Origin of the sequence: Fodinicurvata sp. EGI_FJ10296, assembly GCF_040712075.1 — a bacterium.
Lineage (GTDB): Bacteria > Pseudomonadota > Alphaproteobacteria > DSM-16000 > Inquilinaceae > JBFCVL01.
In genome coordinates this window covers 555,524-575,909 of the sequence record NZ_JBFCVL010000002.1, presented here as the reverse complement: position 1 = coordinate 575,909, position 20,386 = coordinate 555,524, and the positions used below count along the sequence as shown (strand labels likewise).

20 protein-coding genes and 1 pseudogene are annotated in these 20,386 nt (G+C 63.0%); 8 read left to right on the top strand and 13 right to left on the bottom strand.

The annotated features are described in order from the left end of the window. Nucleotides 1–18 precede the first annotated feature (18 nt). Nucleotides 19–462: a cupin domain-containing protein gene (locus ABZ728_RS06070; RefSeq protein ID WP_366655065.1), complete on the top strand. Its 444-nt coding sequence runs from the start codon at nucleotides 19–21 to the stop codon at nucleotides 460–462. Nucleotides 463–797: 335 nt separating this feature from the next. Here the strand turns inward: ABZ728_RS06070 and ABZ728_RS06065 are convergent. From ABZ728_RS06065 to ABZ728_RS06045, 5 genes and pseudogenes are all read right to left on the bottom strand, one after another. Then, nucleotides 798–2,516: pseudogene (locus ABZ728_RS06065) on the bottom strand (adenosylcobalamin-dependent ribonucleoside-diphosphate reductase); the annotation flags it as partial. A 40-nt stretch (nucleotides 2,517–2,556) separates the two neighbouring features. Then, a complete protein-coding gene (locus ABZ728_RS06060) occupies nucleotides 2,557–3,300 on the bottom strand; it encodes a lysophospholipid acyltransferase family protein (RefSeq protein ID WP_366655063.1) in 744 nt (247 codons plus the stop codon). A gap of 71 nt (nucleotides 3,301–3,371) precedes the next feature. Beyond that, the gene (locus ABZ728_RS06055) at nucleotides 3,372–4,088 is read right to left on the bottom strand and encodes a YdcF family protein (RefSeq protein ID WP_366655062.1); all 717 of its coding nucleotides are present in this window, start codon (nucleotides 4,086–4,088) and stop codon (nucleotides 3,372–3,374) included. 64 nt (nucleotides 4,089–4,152) lie between these two features. Continuing rightward, complete coding sequence (locus tag ABZ728_RS06050) at nucleotides 4,153–5,373, bottom strand: hypothetical protein (protein ID WP_366655061.1); 1,221 nt, start codon at nucleotides 5,371–5,373, stop codon at nucleotides 4,153–4,155. A gap of 19 nt (nucleotides 5,374–5,392) precedes the next feature. After that, complete coding sequence (locus tag ABZ728_RS06045; RefSeq protein WP_366655060.1) at nucleotides 5,393–6,265, bottom strand: ATP-binding cassette domain-containing protein; 873 nt, start codon at nucleotides 6,263–6,265, stop codon at nucleotides 5,393–5,395. Between the two features lie 162 nt (nucleotides 6,266–6,427). Here ABZ728_RS06045 and ABZ728_RS06040 point away from each other — a divergent pair, with 162 nt between their 5' ends. Together ABZ728_RS06040 and ABZ728_RS06035 are read left to right on the top strand one after the other, a co-directional pair. Then, the gene (locus tag ABZ728_RS06040) at nucleotides 6,428–7,261 is read left to right on the top strand and encodes a DUF3426 domain-containing protein (protein WP_366655058.1); all 834 of its coding nucleotides are present in this window, start codon (nucleotides 6,428–6,430) and stop codon (nucleotides 7,259–7,261) included. Nucleotides 7,262–7,332: 71 nt separating this feature from the next. Further along, nucleotides 7,333–7,710 (top strand): response regulator, encoded by a 378-nt coding sequence (locus tag ABZ728_RS06035; RefSeq protein ID WP_366655056.1) that lies wholly within the window; start codon nucleotides 7,333–7,335, stop codon nucleotides 7,708–7,710. Nucleotides 7,711–7,738: 28 nt separating this feature from the next. On the opposite strand, the gene ABZ728_RS06030 is transcribed toward ABZ728_RS06035, so the two are convergent. The 4 genes from ABZ728_RS06030 to argH form a co-directional block, all read right to left on the bottom strand. Beyond that, nucleotides 7,739–10,330: a TIGR02302 family protein gene (locus ABZ728_RS06030; protein WP_366655054.1), complete on the bottom strand. Its 2,592-nt coding sequence runs from the start codon at nucleotides 10,328–10,330 to the stop codon at nucleotides 7,739–7,741. A gap of 148 nt (nucleotides 10,331–10,478) precedes the next feature. Continuing rightward, complete coding sequence (gene lysA / locus ABZ728_RS06025) at nucleotides 10,479–11,771, bottom strand: diaminopimelate decarboxylase (RefSeq protein WP_366655053.1); 1,293 nt, start codon at nucleotides 11,769–11,771, stop codon at nucleotides 10,479–10,481. Next, nucleotides 11,768–11,962, bottom strand: coding sequence for a hypothetical protein (locus ABZ728_RS06020; protein WP_366655052.1), 195 nt, complete (start codon nucleotides 11,960–11,962; stop codon nucleotides 11,768–11,770). The genes lysA and ABZ728_RS06020 overlap by 4 nt, the downstream gene beginning before the upstream one ends. Continuing rightward, entirely contained in the window at nucleotides 11,959–13,371 is a 1,413-nt protein-coding gene (gene argH / locus ABZ728_RS06015; protein ID WP_366655050.1) for an argininosuccinate lyase, read from the bottom strand. The genes ABZ728_RS06020 and argH overlap by 4 nt, the downstream gene beginning before the upstream one ends. Before the next feature lie 104 nt (nucleotides 13,372–13,475). On the opposite strand from argH, the gene ABZ728_RS06010 reads away from it, so the two are divergent. Both ABZ728_RS06010 and ABZ728_RS06005 read left to right on the top strand, forming a co-directional pair. After that, on the top strand, nucleotides 13,476–14,054 hold the full coding sequence (locus tag ABZ728_RS06010; protein WP_366655048.1) for a TlpA disulfide reductase family protein: 579 nt from the start codon (nucleotides 13,476–13,478) through the stop codon (nucleotides 14,052–14,054). Nucleotides 14,055–14,304: 250 nt separating this feature from the next. Continuing rightward, the gene (locus ABZ728_RS06005; protein ID WP_366655047.1) at nucleotides 14,305–15,306 is read left to right on the top strand and encodes a transposase; all 1,002 of its coding nucleotides are present in this window, start codon (nucleotides 14,305–14,307) and stop codon (nucleotides 15,304–15,306) included. Between the two features lie 263 nt (nucleotides 15,307–15,569). Here the strand turns inward: ABZ728_RS06005 and ABZ728_RS06000 are convergent, their stop codons facing one another. Next, entirely contained in the window at nucleotides 15,570–16,397 is an 828-nt protein-coding gene (locus tag ABZ728_RS06000) for an alpha/beta hydrolase (RefSeq protein WP_366655045.1), read from the bottom strand. Nucleotides 16,398–16,538: 141 nt separating this feature from the next. On the opposite strand from ABZ728_RS06000, the gene ABZ728_RS05995 reads away from it, so the two are divergent. Further along, on the top strand, nucleotides 16,539–17,207 hold the full coding sequence (locus ABZ728_RS05995; protein WP_366655044.1) for a helix-turn-helix transcriptional regulator: 669 nt from the start codon (nucleotides 16,539–16,541) through the stop codon (nucleotides 17,205–17,207). Nucleotides 17,208–17,337: 130 nt separating this feature from the next. Beyond that, a complete protein-coding gene (locus ABZ728_RS05990; protein ID WP_366655106.1) occupies nucleotides 17,338–17,787 on the top strand; it encodes a helix-turn-helix domain-containing protein in 450 nt (149 codons plus the stop codon). Nucleotides 17,788–17,942: 155 nt separating this feature from the next. On the opposite strand, the gene ABZ728_RS05985 is transcribed toward ABZ728_RS05990, so the two are convergent. From ABZ728_RS05985 to ABZ728_RS05975, 3 genes are all read right to left on the bottom strand, one after another. Further along, nucleotides 17,943–18,821, bottom strand: a complete 879-nt coding sequence (locus tag ABZ728_RS05985; RefSeq protein WP_366655105.1) for a 3-hydroxybutyryl-CoA dehydrogenase — start codon at nucleotides 18,819–18,821, stop codon at nucleotides 17,943–17,945. Between the two features lie 162 nt (nucleotides 18,822–18,983). Next, nucleotides 18,984–19,553 carry a cob(I)yrinic acid a,c-diamide adenosyltransferase gene (locus ABZ728_RS05980; protein ID WP_366655043.1) on the bottom strand — a complete coding sequence of 190 codons (570 nt, stop codon included), beginning with the start codon at nucleotides 19,551–19,553 and terminating at the stop codon, nucleotides 18,984–18,986. A gap of 29 nt (nucleotides 19,554–19,582) precedes the next feature. Further along, nucleotides 19,583–19,771, bottom strand: a complete 189-nt coding sequence (locus ABZ728_RS05975; RefSeq protein ID WP_366655103.1) for a twin transmembrane helix small protein — start codon at nucleotides 19,769–19,771, stop codon at nucleotides 19,583–19,585. A gap of 156 nt (nucleotides 19,772–19,927) precedes the next feature. On the opposite strand from ABZ728_RS05975, the gene ABZ728_RS05970 reads away from it, so the two are divergent. Continuing rightward, on the top strand, nucleotides 19,928–20,380 hold the full coding sequence (locus ABZ728_RS05970) for a hypothetical protein (protein WP_366655042.1): 453 nt from the start codon (nucleotides 19,928–19,930) through the stop codon (nucleotides 20,378–20,380). The last annotated feature ends 6 nt before the right edge of the window (nucleotides 20,381–20,386 follow it).

The window sequence follows — 20,386 nt, the reverse complement described above, 5'->3', positions numbered from 1 at the left end:
ACAGGGGTGCTGATCAGGATGTGGACAGCGAGCGACGGCATGACGGCGGAGCGAATCGTCGAAACACTCGGCATGACCCCGCATCCCGAAGGCGGACATTTCGTGGAAACCTGGCGCGACGACCCCGGCAACGGCACCCGTGGCGCGGGGACCGCGATCTACTACCTTTTGGCGGCGGGAGAAGCATCGCATTGGCATCGCGTCAATGATGCGGCCGAGGTCTGGCACTGGTATGCGGGCGCACCGCTGGCGCTGAGCGTGTCTTCCGACGGCCGCACGGCCCGGACGATTGACCTGGGCCCGGATTTGCCGGCGGGTCAGCGACCGCAATTCGTCATCCCCCCGGAATGGTGGCAGGCAGCGAAAAGTACGGGCGAATGGACATTGTGCGGCTGCACCGTCAGCCCGGCGTTCAGCTTCGATGGCTTCGAGATGGCGCCACCGGACTGGCGGCCGGGCTGAGGGGGAAGTTGCCGGTTAGCCCCGGGTCAGCCGCCTGCGGTATTCACACATCGAACTGCTATACTCATCTCCTTATCGTCCCGGGCGCAGCGCGGCCACGAAGTGACGCGCTGCTGACCCGGGACCTCGTTCAGCAACTCTCGATCGTGACACACGAGCCGGGTGCATCCGAATCGGGGTCCCCGATCGGTGCCCCGGGACGATAAAGGCGGGGACGATCAGGGAGGTGACGAAGATGCGCGGACCATCTCTGAGTCGGGTAGGGGTAAACCCCAGGGTCAGCCACAATCCACACATTGTGGCGCCGTGCTGTCCGTGGACGCAGCGGCGGGAGTAACCGTCAATACCGCGCCCGTAACATCATTGGGACGATAGGTCGTGCAGCTTTTGCACCCAAGCGCAAAAGCCCGCCGGTAGACGTCCTTGAAGCGGTCGAAGGGCAGATCGGGCGGGCAGTTGATCGTCTTGCTGATCGAACTGTCGATATAGCGCTGGGCGGCCGCCTGAATGGCCAGATGATCTTCCGGTGACAGGCTCTGGGCGTCGATGAAAGCGTCCGGCAATTCGTCCGGCGCCGGGATCCGGCCGATATGCTCGGCGTAGCGTTCGACTGCCGGGTGCAGCATCGCCTCGCTCGTGCGCGTCCCATCCGGCTCCAGTACCGCCCGGTCGTATCGGAAGGCGAAAACCGGCTCAATGCCGGACGATACGGCATTGGCGAACAGCGAAATCGTTCCCGTCGGTGCGATCGACGTCAGCAGGGCGTTGCGGATGCCATGTTTTTCGATCATCGCCCGCGTCTCAGGATCGAGATCGCGGATCATCGGACGATCCATGTATTTCGCGCGATCGAACAAGGGAAATGCGCCCTTTTCCGCCGCCAGCCGTGCGGAAGCGCGATAGGCCGACCGCCTGAGGATATCGAGCCACCGTTCCGTCAGGCGGATCGATTCCGGCGATCCGTAGCGGACATTGCAATAGATGAGGGCATCGGCCAATCCTGTGACGCCGAGCCCGACGCGGCGCTTCAGCCGGGCTTCCTCGGCTTGCTGGGGCAATGGAAATTGCGAGCAGTCGATGGCATTGTCCAGCATCCGCACTGCGGTCGGGACGAGATCGGCCAGAGCGTCTTCGTCCAGGCGTGCATCCGCGGTGAACGGGTCGCGGACGAGCCGGGCCAGGTTGATCGAGCCCAGAAGACAGGCGCCGTACGGAGGCAACGGTTGCTCGCCGCAGGGATTCGTCGCGGCAATCGTCTCGCAATACGACAGAGTGTTTGTGGCGTTGATCCGGTCGATGAATATCACCCCCGGCTCTGCGTAATCGTAAGTGGCCCGCATGATGCGGTCCCAAAGCTGCCGGGCGGATACCGTTCGATACACCTTGCCGTCGAAGATCAGCGGCCAGTCGGCATCGTTGTCGACGGCATCGACAAAGGCATCGGTCACCAGCACCGAAACGTTGAACATCCGCAATCGCGCCGGATCGGCCTTGGCATCGATGAAGGTCTCGATGTCCGGGTGATCGCAGCGCAGCGTCGCCATCATGGCGCCCCTGCGGGAGCCGGCGCTCATGATCGTTCGGCACATTGCGTCCCACACATCCATGAACGATACCGGGCCGGAAGCGTCGGCCCCGACACCGTGAACGGCCGCGCCGATCGGCCGGAGGGTCGAAAAATCATAGCCGATACCGCCGCCGTACTGGAGGGTGATCGCTGCCTCGCGCAGATGGGTGAAGATCGACCCCATGTCGTCCTCGATCGTGCCCATGACGAAGCAGTTGAACAGCGTGACCCGGCGGTCGCTGCCGGCGCCCGAGATAATGCGGCCGGCCGGCAGGACCTTGAAATCGGTCAAGGCGTCCATGAAACGGGACGACCAGCCGCTTTCCGCCGCTTCGGGCGCGGCCAACGCACTGGCAACCCGTCGCCACGTATCCTCAATCGTCGCATCAGACGGGGTCCCGTCGGCCGCGCGGAGCCGGTACTTCATGTCCCAGATGCGGCTGGAAACCGGGTTCAGATCGTCCATTGTGGCGAATCCCGAGGGCATCGACAGGCGTAAAAGACTATGGGCATTCGCCCCTGGCGCGTCAACGACCCCCGTCATGGGGATCGGGCTGGCGCGTTGCCTCCGTCAGCAGCCGATCAGAGGCGCCTTCCAGTTCCGATCTGAGCCGTGTCGCCATTTCTTCGCGCGCCAGTCCCGGCGGTATCGCCGGCAGGAATTCCACCGTGATCGTTCCGGATTTCTTTCGAAACGACCGGCGCCCCCAGAACGCGCCGGAATTCAGCGCCATCGGCACAACAGGCAGGTCCAGCGCATCGTACAGCGCGAATATGCCGGCCCGATAGGCGTGGTCCTGGCCGGGCGCGACCCGGGTCCCCTGTGGGAATATGACGATAGGCCGGTTCTGGGCAGCCATCCGGTGCGCCCCTTCGATCAGGCTGGTGATCGCCCGGCCCTTCGCGCCGCGATCGACGGCGATCTGATCGGCCTTGCGCGCGTACCATCCCCAGAGCGGGATTTTCAGAAGCTCGCGCTTCAGGATGATGGCCGGGTCATCGAGCAGGAGATGAAGTTTCATCGTTTCCCACATCGATTGATGCTTGGCGGCGATCAGCACCGGCCCGGGGGGGAGATTCTCAAGCCCGACGACGCGGTAATCAAGGCCGAGAATGACCCGTTCCAGAAACGAAAGCGACCGCAGATACCAGCGGATAACGGCCAGAAAGGCGGGCTTCGGCAGCAACAGTGACCACAGCAGCGCTATGCAGAGAATGGCGGTCCACGAGAACATTACCGCATTGAACAGGAGCGAGCGCAGGACAACCATGGTACCGCCGGTCGGAAAAAGGGGGACGAGGCGAATTTGCAGGTGATCGGCGTCGTTGCCGACTTCCCGTGTCAGGCTGGTCGGGCGATTCCGACCGGCAGGGCGATCCCGCGAAGCCAGGACCGGACGCTGGCATAGAGGAATTTGTTGTATTCGGCAACGACCAGCCGCGTCGTTCCGGGCCAGCGCCACCAGTCTTCCAGGCGGACATCCGGGCTGGCGACGGGATAGGAGGCAATCTCGAGATCCGGCATGGTCTGATGGAATTCGACGACCGACCGCGGCATATGATAATTCGACGTGACCAGCCAGATCGAATCGACGCCATTCGCCTCTGCCCACGCCGCTGCCTCGGCCGCATTGCCCACGGTGTCGCGCGCAACGTGATCGAGATGGACGCAGCACGCCGCAAGCGACGGTGGCAGGCGGCCCCGGCGCACCAGTTCGTCGAGGCCGACATCGCCATGGACGCCCGAAACGAGAAGATTATTTCCCTTGCCCTCGGCGAGCATGGAAAATGCAGCCGGAATCCTCTCGCGACCGCCCGTCAGAACAATGATGGCGTCCCGCGCGGCGAGGTCGCCGATCCCGGGCGGTACGTCGTCGCGAATGGTCTGGGCGAATTGCACGAGTCCCACGACCCAAGCCATGGCCATCACCATGAGACCAAGCGCAATGGCCGCGAACAGGGCGGTGGTGCGTCTGCGGCGGCCGGTCGCCAGCGCAACGTACCGGCAATTGTCATCGGAGCCGGGTTCCAGCATCGTCGCGGGCGATTGGGACGGCATGGCGCGGACCTTCGGATGCTCCCGACTCGGCTGGCGGAAAGGCGGCGACTTCCAGGTTTTCCCTCTACCACACCTGACGAAGCCGGTGGAACAAAATCCCGCCGCACGCAACGGCGGCAAAAAGGGCAGAAAGGGGCGGCACGATCAGGACGACGCCCATGTGCCACCATTGCGGATCGATCAGGCCGCCGAAGACGGTGCCGGTGTCGAACGGTGTGGAGCCGGTCGCGGGAGCGGTCTCGATGCCGGTCAGGCCCCAGGAAAGCCCGATCCCGATCACGGTGCCGGCCCCCGATCCCGCAAGAACGGCTATCAGAGCGTTCCATGCCGTCGGCAACACGATTGCGCTGTCGTCGGCGCCGAGGCGGTGCATTTCGAGCATTGCCGGCCGCCAAATGTCCCCGATCAGGGTGAGGATACCGGCGAAAGCGGCAAATAGGGCAAAGGCGGCGACCAGAAAGACGGCCCAGGCGCCCTGCCGCAGCGTCGTTGCAACGGCGGCGACGTCGGACGACCATGCCCGATGGTCGTCAAGGCGGGCATCGGCAACCGTCGCGCCCAGCGCTTCCCCTAGGGCCAGTGTATCGATATCGGCGTCAGGGCCGACCGTGACGTCGATCAGAGCTGGCAGCGGCAGGGCGCGCAGATCCTGGTTGCCGCCGAACCACGGCGCCAGCAGAGCTTCGACCCGCTCGCGCTCGATCGGTTCGGCGGACAGTATTCCCGGCCAGTCGTTGAGCAGGGCGATGGTTTCGCCGATCTCGATCGCCTGATCCACGACATTGTCGGTGGCGGGAAGCTCTACCGTCATCCGCCCCGCCAGACCCGACAGCAATCTGGATTCGCCGGACCATACCGCCAGGATCGCCAGCAGTGCCATGGTGGCCATCGCTGCGATCGGGCAGGCCACGAGACCAAGCCGGCCCATCGGGGCCGAAGGGCCCCGGAAGGCGCGCGGCCGCGTCGGCCATCGCACGCCGGCCGATCGAAACCAGGCAGGCAGTTTCGCGCGCGCAAGAGAGCGCCGGGGTGCGGATTTGCCGGCCGTCGAACCTTCGGGTACGGTTGAATATGCGCTGCGATCCTCGGCATCATGGCGCTCCGACGGGTCGCCATCGCGCGAGTGGTCACGGGCGCCGGGCTCGATGACCGGCGCCTCGGACGGCTGATAGCCGGAGTCGGGTTCCGGTTCGGCCGGCGGTCGAGGATCGGGGTCGCCCGCCGAACGGGTCGGAGATGCGCGGCGAAGGCGCTGAACGAGGGTATTGCGCCGGCTTGGTGCCATGGTGTTTTCCGGTTAGCCGCTATGCACGAGACCCGGGGCCGGTCCAGTGCCCCGACCCGATACCGGACCCGGTACTGGGAGTGGGGCTGGCCATGAACTCGGTCCGGGGGTGCAGCGAACGGCGGCGTGCGCTGAGTTCCAGGCGGGGGTGAGGGGATGCCTGCAGAATCGAAGGGTCGTTCGTCGCCAGGATGATCGTCGTGCCGTGGCGATGCAATTGTTCGATGAGGCCCATCATGCGCCAGGCGCCCCGTTCATCCAGGCCACGGGTCGGGTCGTCGGCTATGAGCATCTGCGGGCGGCCGATCAGGGAACGGGCCAGGGCAAGGCACCGCGATTCGCCACCCGAAAGACTGTCGGCACGGTCGTGATCGCGCCCGGCAAGCCCCACCCAATGCAGCAGTTCCCGTGCCGCCGCTATGGTGCGTTCGCCGGCTTGCCCCGGCTGGGTGCCGGCATCGGGCGCGTGGGGATTCAGGGCAATCGGGAGCAGGACCGTTTCGAGAACGGTCGCGCCCGGCAAAGGGTAGAGTGACTGAAAGACGAGTCCCAAATGGCGGCGCAGCCGCGCGCGGTCGCTGCGCTTGCCCGAAAGACGGACCTCTTTCCCGAGGAGAACCAGCCGGCCGCTGGCCGCCGGACGTTCCAGGGCGATGACCGACATCAAGGCGGATTTTCCGGCGCCGTTGGGACCGGTTACAAGTTGATAGCCGCCCCGGTCGACCGCCGCTGACAGCGGTCCCAGACGCTCGCCGGTGCTTCTGTCGCCAGCGGCGATGCCGGCCGGGGGAGCAATCTCGACCTGGATATCGTCGAGGCGAAGTGCAACGGTGTGGCGGGCGAGGGTGTGGCCGGCATCGAGAGCGTCGGTCGGGGGCTCTTTATAGGGCATTGGGCGGATCTGCATTTCAGAAGGAATGGGACGAGTGATAATCGGCCTCTGTGGAATAAACATCATGCGCGGCGACGCCAATACGATTGCGGTTCCTTGCGTCGCCTCGACGGGCACTCTATAACGATTCCAGTCTTTGTGTCCTAAGCACTCAATGTGTCCATGATCCTGAATTGCCCCTCCTGTAGTGCGCGATACAACGTCGATCCGGCGAAGCTGGGGTCGTCGGGCCGCCGCGTGCGTTGCGCAACCTGCGGCCATGTGTGGCACCAGGAACCCATCGACGGTTCACCGGCTCCAGACGCAGGGCAACGGCCGGGAGGCGGCGGGGGCAGCGACGAGTTTCCAGGCTATGGCGACTCCGAGTATGGCGCTGCCGGCGGATTGCCGGGAACCGGAGGCGATGACTATGACGTCGCCCAGCCATCCGATACCCGATCCGGGACAGCCGGACTGGCGGCATCGCGAATTGGTGGATCGGCCCGCGGCAATGGCGGGACAGCGGCGGCACAATCCGTCCCGCCGCCGGCGGAAACATCGACACGCCGTGGGGGCGGGGCCGCCGTACTGTTGTGGATTCTGGTGCTGGGCAGCATAACCGTCGCCGCGCTCTATGTCGGCCGCGATCATGTGGTCGACACCTGGCCGCCATCCTATCGCATTTATCAGCAGCTCGGAATCGACGTGACGACACCGGCGATTGCCGGGCCCGGGCTGACTGTGCGCCAGGTGACGTCAGAGCGATTGGAAGGAGAAGGGCAGAGCCCGCCCCGTCTGGTTGTTACGGGCGAACTCGTCAACGATAGCGAGTATGTAAGACCGACTCCGCGTTTGATGGCGACTTTGTTTGACGGCGGTGATCGGACCTTGTTCGACTGGAGCTTCAGCGTGGAGCGAGAACGACTCGAACCCGGCGAGTCCGTCCGATTTGCAACCGCGCTCGACAATCCGGATGATTCAGCGACGCGACTGGAGATCACCGTCGCCGACAATTAAATCCCGGGCATTGCAGGACCGGATATCGGCGCTGCGTTGCAGCGGTTCGGGGCAGAAAGGTTCGTTTGACAATGGGAAAAAGCCTGCGCCGGGTGCTGATTGTCGACGACGAAGCGCCCGTCCGCGAATTCGTCACGCGCGCGCTGGCCCATGCCGGGTACGAGACCGATCAGGCTGATGATGGACTGACCGCTCTGGACGCGCTGGAGCATAAGCATTTCGATCTTGTGATCACCGATATCGTGATGCCCGGTATGGACGGCATTGCCCTGGCATTGAAGTTGGCCAAGGAGCAACCCGATCTCAAAATACTTCTGATGACCGGCTATGCGGCCGAGAAGCAGCGGGCCTATGGGCTTGATTCATTCATTCACGAAGTTATCGGCAAGCCATTTACCCTGCGGCAGATCGTCGATGCGGTCGGGCGTGCCCTGAAGAACAGCGCATGATGATATGGCGGCGTGGCCTGACGGATATTCAGAACCGTTCCAGCAGCCGGTCGACATAATCACGCTCGATCTCCGGTCGGGACTGGTCTCCGGCGCGGCGCCGCAATTCCTCAAGTATCGCCCGTGCCCGTTCGGTGGCATCCCGCCCCGGCAGGTCGACATCGTCGTCGGCATAGGTACCACTGCCATCCGTGGGGCGGCCCAGGGGATCGCGGCCGTCCTGACCAGCGCCGTTTCCTGAACCCGGTATCGCGGCAGTGCCCTGGCCCTGTTGTGCCATCCGGTCGAGAACGGTGTTCAGAAAGCTCTGCGTGCCCTGGCGCATTCCCTCAAGGGCCTGTTCCTGAGGCGGCAATGATCCGCCCGCATCACCGCCCGTCAGCGATTGGCCCGATTGTCGCATCGCCTGCTCGGCCCCGCCAAGTTCCTCGGGAATAGAGCCTGTCATCTCGCCGATCTGGCGCATCATCTCGCCCAGGTTGCGCCGGATTTCGTCCTGTCGCCGCGCCAGTTCCGCCAGTTCCTCGGCGGTTGCCTGCTGCTCGGCCGGTTCGCCGATCCCTGGTTGGGACGGCGCGGTCGATCCGGGTGTACTGTCGAACAGTGACCGCGGCAGCCGGGATCCGCCGAAAGGTTCCGGGCTGCCGGACATGCCCGGAACGCCGGGCTCTCCGGCGTCGTCAGGCGTCTGGGTGCCTGCACCGGAACCGGACTGGTGCGTGTCGTCGAAAAGCGCCTGCTGTGCCGTCATCAGGGACTGCATCTCGTCCATCATGGCGTTCAGAGCTTCCATCGCCTGGTTCTGTTCGACCGCTTGCCGACCGGTCTGCAGGCTTTCCAGCATGTCTTGCAGTTCCGACAGCATCTGTCGTGCCTGATCGCGGGCGCCGCTCTCGTTCATTGCCCTCAAGGCGTCGATCATTTCCGTAAAATCGGTCGATGGCAACAGCGACCCCGGCGGGCTCTGCGGCTGGCCGGGCTCGTTCGGTGCGTGGCGCGCCATGTCGCGAGCCAGCGCATCCAGATATCGTTCGAGGGCAGCCTCCAACCGGTCGGTCAATTCCGCGATTTCTTCATCGGACGCTTCGCTGATCAGGGCGCGACGCAGATCCTCCTGGGCGGCGCGCAGTTCCCGCTCCATCAGGGAGAGGTCGCCATCCTCGATTCGCAGGGCCGTGTCCCACAACAACTGAGCGACAGGGTCGACGGCGTCGCTGACGCGGGATTGAGCGAAGATCAGGCGCCGGGCGGCGGTCCGCAGGGCCAGAAACACGACGGTGTCGCCGTCATACCGGTTGACCTGCGCGGACAGGCCATACAGGCCTTCCGCAACGGATTCGGCGGCGGCCACGTCGCGAATCAGCGTCCGCCGTTGCTCGACGATCGCCTGGGCGACGGGGTGCAGGAATTCCCGCTCCGGCAACCGGACCAGCATCTGCGAAGACTGACCGGTATTGCCGGCGTTGTCGCTTGCTGCCAACCGGACCCGCACCGGTTCGCCGGCCCAGGGATGGGCGGTCAGATCCTGAAAGAATACGCCGTCGGCCGATGTCGTTGCCGTTCCGGGTGGTGGCAGCTCAAGTGTCAGCGGCTCGCGTTCCAGTGACGATTCGGCGTCGAGTTCCAGCAACAGGGTCGCGGAAATGGATTCGATGCCATAGTCGTCCTTGGCCTGGTAGGCCAGTCGCAGGGCATTGCGTTCGGTAGCGCGCGGCGGCTCCGTAAAGGCGATCTCGGGCGCGAGGTCGGGGATGACACGAATGCTCCACACGCCCAGGGTCGTGCCATCCTGGCTGATCGACAGGCCGCTGCCGGCGGATATGGTCTCTTCGACTTCGAATCCATCGTCGCCCAGAGCTTCGAAAGCCGTTCTTTCGCCGCCGATCGAGAGCACGGGCGGTTCGCTGCCTCCGGATACCCGTGCCAGCAGCGTTGATCCGGCGGGTATTTCGACCGCATCCGGAGGCGCGGTCGGCGGCGCATTTTCGGGTGCACCGGGGTCGCGCGGTGCGGGTTGAAGATAGACCGGCGGCGCGCCGGTATAGCCGGGCGGGGATACCGATACGTCCAGGCTCGGCGGTGTCGCCGGTGAGGAACCGGCGAAGGCAGGCACGAGATTGCGTCCCAGCCGCGCATCCCAATCGGCCCCGGCGACGACGACCGCAATTACCAGCAACAACCCCAGGCCGCCACGCAAGCCATAGGGGTCCTGTGATGCGAGTCCGGGCCGTGGCGGCCGCACGACCCAGCGTGTCGTCGCGGCCCGCAGACGCAACAGATGGGCGTTCCATAGCAATCGGCTGCCGGGATCCATTACGCCCGCGCTTTGCGCGTCTTCCATCGCTGTAAGGGGCCGGTGCTCGAACCCGCTGTCCTGTTCCAGCCGTCGCCGTGCATTGCTGCGATCAGGCCAGGCGGTCCCGGCGATGGCGGTCCATATCAGCGCGATCAGGGCCGCCAGCGCGGCCGCCAATACGGTTGCGTGAAGCCATGGCGGCAACCGTGACAGCACGTCGAGCAGGATCAGGGCCAATGTTGCGCCAAAGACCGCCACAGCCGGCCACAACCGCGGCCACAGACGCTCCCATGCCAGAGCCGCCCATGCGGCCCAGAGCCGCATGCCCGGCTCCCAGGGCCTGGCGCCGGACGCCGACTGCTGATCGTGACGGGCAGTGCGCGAACCCCGGCCGCTGGAGGACGGGGGCCGGGGCGACTGGGGCCGGGTTGACTGGGGGCTGGGCGGTTTGGTCATCCGTCTCCGACGCCGGTCAGACGTCTTCCATTTGCCGGGGGGGTGTCATCCAGGGCGGCATGGTCTCGTTTTCGATTGTCTGTTCGAATGTTGGCCGTTTTCTGACGATGGCGAATTCCGATCCGTCGACCAGCACTTCGACGGCCCCCGGCCGCGCGTTGTAGCGGGATGCCATGACGGCGCCATAGGCCCCGGCGTGGCGAAAAGCGACGAGATCGCCGGACGCGAGCGGCCCGAGCCGTCGGTGCCGGGCAAATGTATCGCCGGATTCGCAGATCGGGCCGACGACATCATAGGTCTGGTCACGGTCGGGCGCATCGCCATCCGGCTCGCGGATCGGCTGGATGTCGTGCCAGGCTTCGTACAGGGCCGGGCGGATGAGATCGTTCATACCGGCGTCAAGAATGGCGAATCGACGGCTATCGCCCTCCTTGATATAGAGCGTGGTTGCCAGCAGCACACCGGCCGGGCCGGCGATCGACCGGCCCGGTTCGATCGTCAGATGACAGCCCAGCCCGCCAACCGTTCGTTCGATCAGTGCGGCATAGTCTCGCATTTCGGGGATGGCTTCGCCCTGGTAGTCGATGCCCATGCCGCCACCCAGGTCGATCGACGTGAGCGGGATGCCGTCGTTCCGCAGGGTGCGTACGAGCTCGGCCACCCGGCCGTAGGCGGCTTCGAAGGGGGCGAGGCTGGTAAGCTGGCTGCCGATATGGACAGCGACGCCGATCGGATCGACATGGTCGAATGCGGCCGCGTCGGCAAAGACCGACGGCGCGCGGTCGATATCGATGCCGAATTTGTTCTCTTTGCGACCGGTGGTGATCTTGTCGTGGGTCCCGGCGTCCACGTCCGGGTTCACCCTGATGGCGATCGGTGCGCGCTTGCCAAGTTTGGCCGCGACGTTCGCGATCGCGTGCAGTTCGGGAATGCTCTCGACGTTGATCTGGCCGATGCCGACCTCCAGCGCCAGCCGTATGTCGTCCCGGCTCTTGCCGACGCCGGAGAAAATGATTGCCGATGGCGATATTCCGGCGGCCATGGCCCGCCGCAGCTCACCGGCCGAAACAACATCGGCGCCAGCGCCTTCGGCCGCCAGTGTTCCGATCACTGCCAGGGCATCGTTGGCCTTGAGGGCATAGCATATGCGCACTGACAGGCGGTCCAATGCGTCTGCATAGTTCCGGTAATTGGCAATCAGGGCCTGGCGTGAATAGACGTAGGCCGGTGTCCCGACCGCCGCCGCGATCCTGTCGAGCGGCACATCTTCGGCGTGCAGTATCCCGCCGCGATAGGAAAAGAACGTCATGAACCTGGGTAACTCCGGGGAAACGGGTCGTTGTCCTGAACGCTTTCCGGCGGCAGCACGTCGCCCGGGCGTTTGCCGCATGCAGCGACGCCGGTCGCGACCGAGAGGGCGATCAGCAAGGCCAGCGCCATGGAGCCGGGCCGGATGGTGCGTGACGCCGGCCCGGATTGCATACGGATATTGCCGTTCATAGATAGCGCTCCCGTGCGTCGGCGACGGCTTCGCGGACCCGGACCGGCGCCGTGCCGCCCAGGCTCGTCCGGCTGGCGACGGAGGCGTCGACCGTCAATACGGCGTAGACATCCTCGGTTATGCGGTCGTCGATATCCCTCATGGCGGCCAACGGAACATCCTCCAGCTTCGCTCCCGTCTCTTCGGCCAGCCTGACCACGCGGCCGGTGACGTGATGTGCCTCGCGAAACGGCAGTCCCGCGACACGCACCAGCCAGTCGGCAAGATCGGTCGCTGTCGGAAAGCCGGCGGACACCGCCTGGCGCATCGCCTCGGGGTTGGCGGTGAGGTCGCCGATCATGCCGGTCATGGCCGCCACCATCAGGCCGATGCTGTCGTCGGCATCGAAGACCGGTTCCTTGTCTTCCTGCATGTCCTTCTGATATGCGAGCGGCAATCCTTTCATTACCGTCAGCAAACCGATGAGATGGCCGAAGATCCGGCCCGCCTTGGCGCGTGACAACTCTGCGGCGTCGGGGTTGCGCTTTTGCGGCATGATGGACGAACCGGTCGTATAGCCGTCGGAAAGCCGGACGAAGCGAAAGGCGTCACTGGTCCAGATCACCAGTTCCTCGGCCAGCCGCGAAAGATGCATGGCCGTGATGGACACGGTATTCAGGTACTCGATCGCGAAATCCCGATCCGAGACGCTGTCGAGTGAGTTGCGCGTCGGGCCGTCGAAGCCGAGCGCCGCCGCCGTCATGCCGCGATCGATCGGAAACGGCGTTCCGGCCAGCGCGGCGGCCCCCAGCGGGCATTCGTTGAGCCGTTTGCGGCAATCGACCGCACGGCTACGATCCCGGCCGATCATTTCCACATAGGCCATCATATGATGACCGAAGGTAACGGGCTGGGCCGACTGCAGATGGGTGAAGCCCGGCATGATCGTATCGGCATGGCGTTCTGCCTGGCCGATCAGTGCTGCCTGAAGCTCCTTGAGGCCGTGATCGAGCCGGTCGATCGCGTCGCGCACCCAGAGCCTGAAATCCGTTGCCACCTGATCGTTCCGCGACCGGGCCGTATGGAGCCGCCCGGCGGCCGCGCCGATATCGGCGGCGAGGGCGCTTTCGACATTCATGTGAATATCTTCCAGCGAGCGGCTGAAATCGAACCGCCCTTCGGCAATTGCAAGTCCGATCCGCTCCAGGCCGTCGACGATGGCGTCGGCGTCCGCCTGCTCGATGATGCCCTGCGCCGAGAGCATGCGGGCATGGGCCATTGATCCGGCGATGTCCTGGGCCGCGAGCCGTTTGTCGAAATCGATCGAGGCGTTGATACGTTCCATGACGGCGTCAGGCCCTGAGGCAAAGCGTCCACCCCACAGGCTGTTGACGGTCGGGGCGGTGTCGGAAACAGTTTCGTTCGTCATGTCTGGGATCACTATATTGGCAAATGTGTCAGTGGGCCTGTCTCGGTCTTGCCCGTTTCGAAGGTTAGGGGCGATCCGCGACGGACGGTAACAGGAGGTTTAGCGTGCACCGCAGTTCGATCATAGGGGCCAGCGTCGCAATGGCCGGGATTTGTGTGGCGGCAATGGCGCTCGCGGTCTGGGGGCTGCCGGAATCGGGTGATGATACACGTTTCGCGGGTGCAATTGATTATCCGGGCTTCTCCATTCACGAATCGCCACAGGCTGTCCCCGATTTCACGTTCGCCGACGTCGACGGCCGAAGCTTGAGCCTGTCGACTTTCGAGGGCAAGGTCATACTCGTCAACCTTTGGGCGACCTGGTGCCCGCCCTGTGTGGACGAAATGCCCGCGCTGGACTCCTTGCAGGCCGAGCTTGGTGGCGATGATTTCCAGGTCGTCGCGCTGTCGATCGACCGGGAGGGCTCAGAAGCTGTCGTGCCGTTCTTCGAGGCGCAGGATCTTCGCAACCTCCCGATCTATCTGGATTCCGACGCCAATGGCCCACGCGCGTTTCAGGCGCGCGGCTTCCCGACATCGATCCTGATCGACCGCCAGGGGCGCCGAATCGCGACGGTCGAAGGCGATCTGGCCTGGGATGACTCGGAAGTGGTGGACATGCTGCGCCGCGTCATGGAAAGCTGACAGCCTTATCGGGGATATCAACCACGCAAATCCCGCCATTCGGCAGAATCCGGAGAATCCGGCCCCACGCTACTCTGCAGTGCATAGGCAGAAAGTAACTTGCTTAAAGTTGCAACCTTCCCTATTATACTTCATGATTGAAGCGTCGCTGCGGCTTTGCGCAGTGCGCGTGTAGGTGAGCATGAGTTATGCTGGCGTCGGGATGGAATACCACCCCAGGACCGCCGCCGGCCAGCAAGTGAGGGGTAGTATGGCCACATCCTCAAAGACCGGCGTCTGGTCGACACCGGCGACCCATCCGGTCGGCGGCATGCGCGGACAGCTTGCGCGCATCGATGACGCGATCGAGTGGGCGCGGTTCGACAAGTTTCTGCGCTGGCTGAAGGCCGAGAGTGTGGGCCAGTTCGGGCATCAACCCCTGGTGATGTTCAAATCCCTGCTGCTTAAGGAATGGTTCCAGCTTCGGGCTCATGATTTTGAGCTGGAGGTCGGCGACCGGGCTTCGTTCCGGAATTTCGTCGGGCTTTCACAATCGGACTCGGTGCCCTGTCATGCCGACGTGTCGTTGTTCGGGCATTTGCTCTGGGAGCGGGGCATCGGCGATGAACTGTTCAGCGAACTGACCCGGCAACTGACGGAGAACAGGTTCCGCTGCGAACTCGGCGAGGGAATGGCGGCCAATCAAGCCCAGGACGGGCGTCAGCCCGCCGACGGCGTTCTCGACACGGGGCTGGAGTATTTCGGCGCCCAGATCAATTTCCTGCGGCATGGGACCGAAACCCGTCCTTCCGAATGGCGGGAGATCGAGTCGCAGTTTTCTGCCTATTGGCACAAGATGGCGCGGCCGGATGGCTACCCTCAGCTGTCGGACATCAAGATCGGTGAAACCGGGATCCTCAGGCCTCATCTGGCGCTGATCAGGGTTGCCGATGACGGTGAGGATTTTGTCTATGAGTATGTCGGTAGCCGGATCGAGGAACAGAACGGCCGCATGCTGGTTGGGCGCTCGTTGCGGCAGAAAGCGGCCGACAATCTGAAGGCCTTTGGCACTTACGGACTGCAGGGCGAATTGTTCGCCCTGTTCCGCAGTGCCCTGATAAAGGGCCGTCCGATCGGTTCCTCGGTGTTCTTCACCAATCCCACGGGACAGAAGTGTCACCTCTGGTCGACCGTTGCGCCGTTGGCGGACGAGGAGGAACGGGTGACGATGCTGTTCGGAGCCGCATATATCGAACATGTCATCGTCAACTGATCTCGTCTGGCAATCCTCCGGCGGCCCTGCGACGCCTACCCTGGTTGCCACAAAAAGGGCCATTCATCGGTCCGTATTTGCCGGCCGGACGCTTGCGAGCAACTCGCGCCCCTGATGGGGTGGCAGAGGCCGAACAGATCTGTGCGAGACGTATCCCCACCCGGCGTTGTCTGACGTGTGGTTCATGGGCCAGCACACTGGATCCCGGGCGCCGGCTTCCGAAATGAAGTCCGGCGCGTGCGAGGTCGATCGGCCATTGGCTGCTATTCCGCGGCAATTGCGAACCGGTGTTCGAAAAGCCAGTTCTCGAGATGCATGTTCACCAGATCGGGAGCTTCGAGCGGCGGCAGATGGCCGGCATTCGGGATGACGTTGAAGGACGCGTGGGGAATGAGGTTGGCTATTTCCCGATGGCACGCCACCGGTGTGGCCACGTCGCCTTCGCCTGCCAGAATGGTCGTCGGGCAGGTAACCGATGCCGCAACCGACGAATAATCCGGCCGTCCGGCCATGGCGATCTGGTGTTTGCAAAACGCCTCGGCGCCGACTTCGAACGTTTTCCGAACCAGCTTGTCCAGAAATTGCGTGTCCTGAGCCCGCTCGGGATGAACCATGCGCTCCATGGCTTCGCGCCAGGTCTTCAGAATCCCATGTGAGCGGGCGCGGCGCACCATGAGCCGTCGGCGCCTTGCAAGTGCGGGATCGTCGGCGCTTACCGACGTCGACATCAGCGCCATTTTCAGGAAACGTTCGGGCGCCCGCTTATACATTTCAAAGCAGATGTACCCACCCATGGAGAGTCCGACAGCCGCGAACTGAGCAGGCGCCTCGGCCAGTATGGCTTCGGCAATGCGTCCCAAGTCATCAAATTCTGGCAATGGCGCAACCCAAGTTTCGGCGCAATCGTCAAAGTAGTTGAGTTGATTTTCCCACAGTCCGCGATTGCAGGAAAGACCGGGGATGAAAAGCAGGGGGAGTTTTTCGCTCATAATTAGTCTCCACTGGGTTCGATTTTGCGGCCCAGCACCTGAGCCGGGAACCAGTATTGCACCTAAACTTTTGACGAGAAATGAGATAACGAAAACACGCATAAATTGCATATCTTTCCGACAATGCCATGGTTGCGGATAGATAGGCGTCATAAGAATAGGAAAAACCCGACCCGCGCCGATTGTTCGGCTTTCCCCGCCGCGGCAAAAAGAGTATCCTGAGGTGAACGAGGAGACTTTGCCATGGCCGATAATTTCGATCCTTCGGATCCGACTCGCCTTCGCTTGATCGATCTGGTTGAGCGACATGGCACCAATCTGGCCGCCGTTTCGCGGGCGGTGGGCAGAAATCACGCCTATCTTCACCAGTTTGTGAACCGCGGTACGCCTAAACGGCTGTCATACGAAGTGTGCCAGGCGCTGGGCGAGTATTTCGACGTCGACTGGAGCGTTTTCTGGGAAGGGGGACGCCGCCCGACCTCGCGGAGCGCAGGCAACCGCATGTCCAGTGTCGGCGGCAGGAACGCAGACACTGCCAACGATCAGTCTTTCGTCGTTCGCCTATCGCTTGCCCGGCTGACTTCACCCTATAAAACCCCGGCCCAGTTCAGCGCTGCCATGGGAATTGACCGATCGAGGTATGCCGATTTGGAAGATGGGGTAGAGGAACCATCCATCGGAGAGCTGGATAGGATATCGAAGATTTCCGGCAAGACGTTGGATTGGCTGATACGCGGACTTGAGCAGGGAGAGGGCGACTCATCCAAAAGGAATAAGCGATCAGCAGGACGTAGTTCCGCTATCGATATAGCCAGTGCAGGGGATTTCGGGGTCGACCGTGGCGAGTCCTCGCCCAGGTCCGGCCTCGGTTCCGGAGAATGGAACGATGGTAGCCGGGGGCGAGTGAAATAGGAAAAAAAATAGGTGGACCCCTATAGGCTGTAGGTGTACACTCACAGGCACAATGAGACGGTAGGACGCTCTACCGTAGGAAGTTCCAGATTGGAGATATGCCGTGGTTGCTACCGATAGCTTGGCTGTGATGAGTGCAGCGAAAGAATCTAACACGATTTCGCCCGAATCATCTAAGCGTGGGCCGCATCCGGTCGACTCGCATGTTGGTCGGCGTATCCGTCAGCGCCGGATGCTGATGGGTATGAGCCAGGAAAAGCTGGGCGAGGCGATCGGATTGACCTTTCAGCAAGTTCAGAAATATGAACGTGCGGCCAACCGGATCAGTGCCAGCAAGCTCTATGACATTAGCCGCGCCCTGGATGTCCCGGTGTCATTTTTCTTCGAAGATGTCGATCCGTTGAGTGCGGCTCCGGCCGTGGGCAGCGCTGTCGTCGGCGCCGAAGCACCGGAAAATGCCATGGACAAGCGCGAAACGCTTGAGCTGGTCCGGGCGTTTTATCGGATCGAGAATCCGTCGGTGCGCAAACGGTTGATTGACTTCGTCCGCTCGCTGGAAGGCGAGACGGCAACTCACTGAGCAAAGCTGCTGCGCCACGGCGTAAAAAGTCTGGGGCGCCCTTCGGTGGGGCGCCCCATTTTTGTGATGGCTCCGTCGGATTAACGGGCCGTGGATTCGATGTCATGTTTTTCGGGGCCAGGAGAAGTGAACGTCCATAGCCCCAATCAGGCCCCCTATCGCGTGGGGACCGGGGTGTCGCCGGAATAGTCGTAAAAGCCGCGTCCAGCCTTCCGGCCCAGCCAGCCGGCTTCGACATATTTCACGAGTAGCGGGCAAGGACGGTACTTGCTGTCAGCCAAACCGTCATAAAGAACGTTCATGATCGACAGGCAGGTATCCAGTCCGATGAAGTCGGCGAGTTCCAGCGGCCCCATGGGGTGATTGGCGCCCAGCTTCATGGCCGTGTCGATTCCCTCGACCGATCCGACCCCCTCATACAGGGTGTAGACGGCCTCATTGATCATCGGCAGCAGAATACGATTGACGATGAATGCCGGGAAATCCTCTGCCACTGCCGTCGTTTTTCCGAGATCGCCGGAAAGCCTGTTGATGACCTGATAGGTGGCGTCGCTCGTGGCGATTCCGCGAATGATTTCGACGAGCTTCATGACCGGAACCGGATTCATGAAATGCATGCCGATGAACTGTTCGGGTCGGTCGGTCGTTGCCGCCAGCCGGGTGATCGAAATCGATGAGGTATTGGTTGCGATGATCGCATCGGGCTTCAGGTGGGGGACGAGCGTCTTGAAGATCGTGCGCTTGATTTCCTCATTTTCGGTTGCCGCCTCGATTACGAGATCGCTGTCGGCGAAATCCGCATAGTCCACGGTCCCCTTGATCCGGCCGAGCAGGGCATCGCGCTCATCAGCTGTCATCCGACCTTTGGACACGAGCTTTTCGGTCTGGGTGCTGATCATTGCGATCCCGGCGTCGACCCGTTCTTGGCTGATATCCAGGAACACGACGTCATGGCCATGCGCAGCGCCGACCTGGGCAATGCCGCTTCCCATTTGTCCCGCGCCGATTACGCCGATTTTGTCGATCATATCAATTTCCATCCAACCTTTGAACATCGCCCGCGGCACCAGAACCCGATGGGCGGGTGCCGAGGCGCCGCGTTCGCGCTGCAGTGCAGCATAATGGTGACGACGGTAGTGATTGTGCAGAAAGGTGTCAATCTGCCCGGCGATTCATCACGACTCCGCTTTTGGCATTCAGCGATGTTGCCCAGGTACCCACAGGACGTCGCCGCCATGGTCGATGTTGAGCCAGCGTGACATCACGAAATGATGATCAGACAGCCGGTTTATATATTTCATCGCGGCGTCGGAGACGGGTTCATCGACCGCCAGAGCGACCATCGCGCGTTCCGCCCGGCGGGCGACGGTCCGGGCGAGGTGAAGATGAGCGGCTGCCGGCGCCCCGCCCGGGAGGACGAAACTCTTGAGCGGCTGGAGTTGGGCATTCATATCGTCGATTTCGCGTTCGAGTCGCGTGACTTGCGTCTCTGCGATGCGCAGGGGAGGATATTTCGGTTCTTCCTGTTCGGGGGTGCACAGATCCGCCCCGAGGTCGAAAAGATCGTTCTGAATGCGCGAAAGGATGGCGTCAGCCTCGGCGTTATCGGCGGTGTACAGGCGGACCGTGCCGATGATCGCGTTCAGTTCGTCCACGGTGCCATAGGACTCGACGCGTGGGCATGTCTTGGGAACCCGGCTGCCGTCGCCGAGCGATGTCTTGCCGGCGTCGCCGCCGCGTGTGTAGATCCGGGTCAGTTGTACCATCTCGGTTCCAGTTCCGCGTCGCGTGAAAATTATGCCATGATGGCTATTGCGAAGAAAACCAGCGCCAGCCCTTGAAGGGCGACCCGCGCCTGCATCAGTTTGTTGCCGTACCGCCGGTTGAAATCGCCGCCACGCGCCATGCCGACCAGACCGACCCCAAGGCAGACCAGCACCGCTAGCGCGGTGATGATGCCCAATATGAAGAATGTTGTAGCCATAGCCGTCAATATAGACCCGATTCCGCCACACCAAAACTTTTCTCGCGCCGATTTCCGGCCGGGACCCCTTGGTCGCTCGCATCTCGCGGATCGACAAGGTCGGGGAGATCGGGGGCGGGCAGATCGGCAAGGACGGCAAGAGAAGAGGAATGGGCCATGGACGATAGAGACGGAAAACCCTCAGCCTCGGCCAATTGCCGCCCGCCGCGCATTCTCGTCGCGGCGTCGCTGGCAGTCGGGTTCGCGTTCGTTGCCCAGGAGGTCGTGGTCTTCGCCGGCCAACCCTGGTCCATCGCGTCGGCGGGTATGGTCGCCAGCTATCTGATCGTCGCGTTCGTGCGCGTTGCAGGATACTTTGCCGCACCCTTCATGATCGGACGCGGCCAATGGCTGAGCTTCATGGCCGGGCTGCTACTGGCCCCGGCATTGGCGAGCTGGGTGCTGATGTTCCTGCCGGCGGCCTTTGGCGACCCCGTGGTCGCCGCACTCGCCGCAATTAGCGGCGTCGTGCTGCTGGCCCTTTACGTCATGATATTCCGGCATTTCGTGATCGAATTCCTGGACAACCGCCACGTGGGACCGGGTAAGCCCCCGGGGGATAGGCGATAGCGGTTC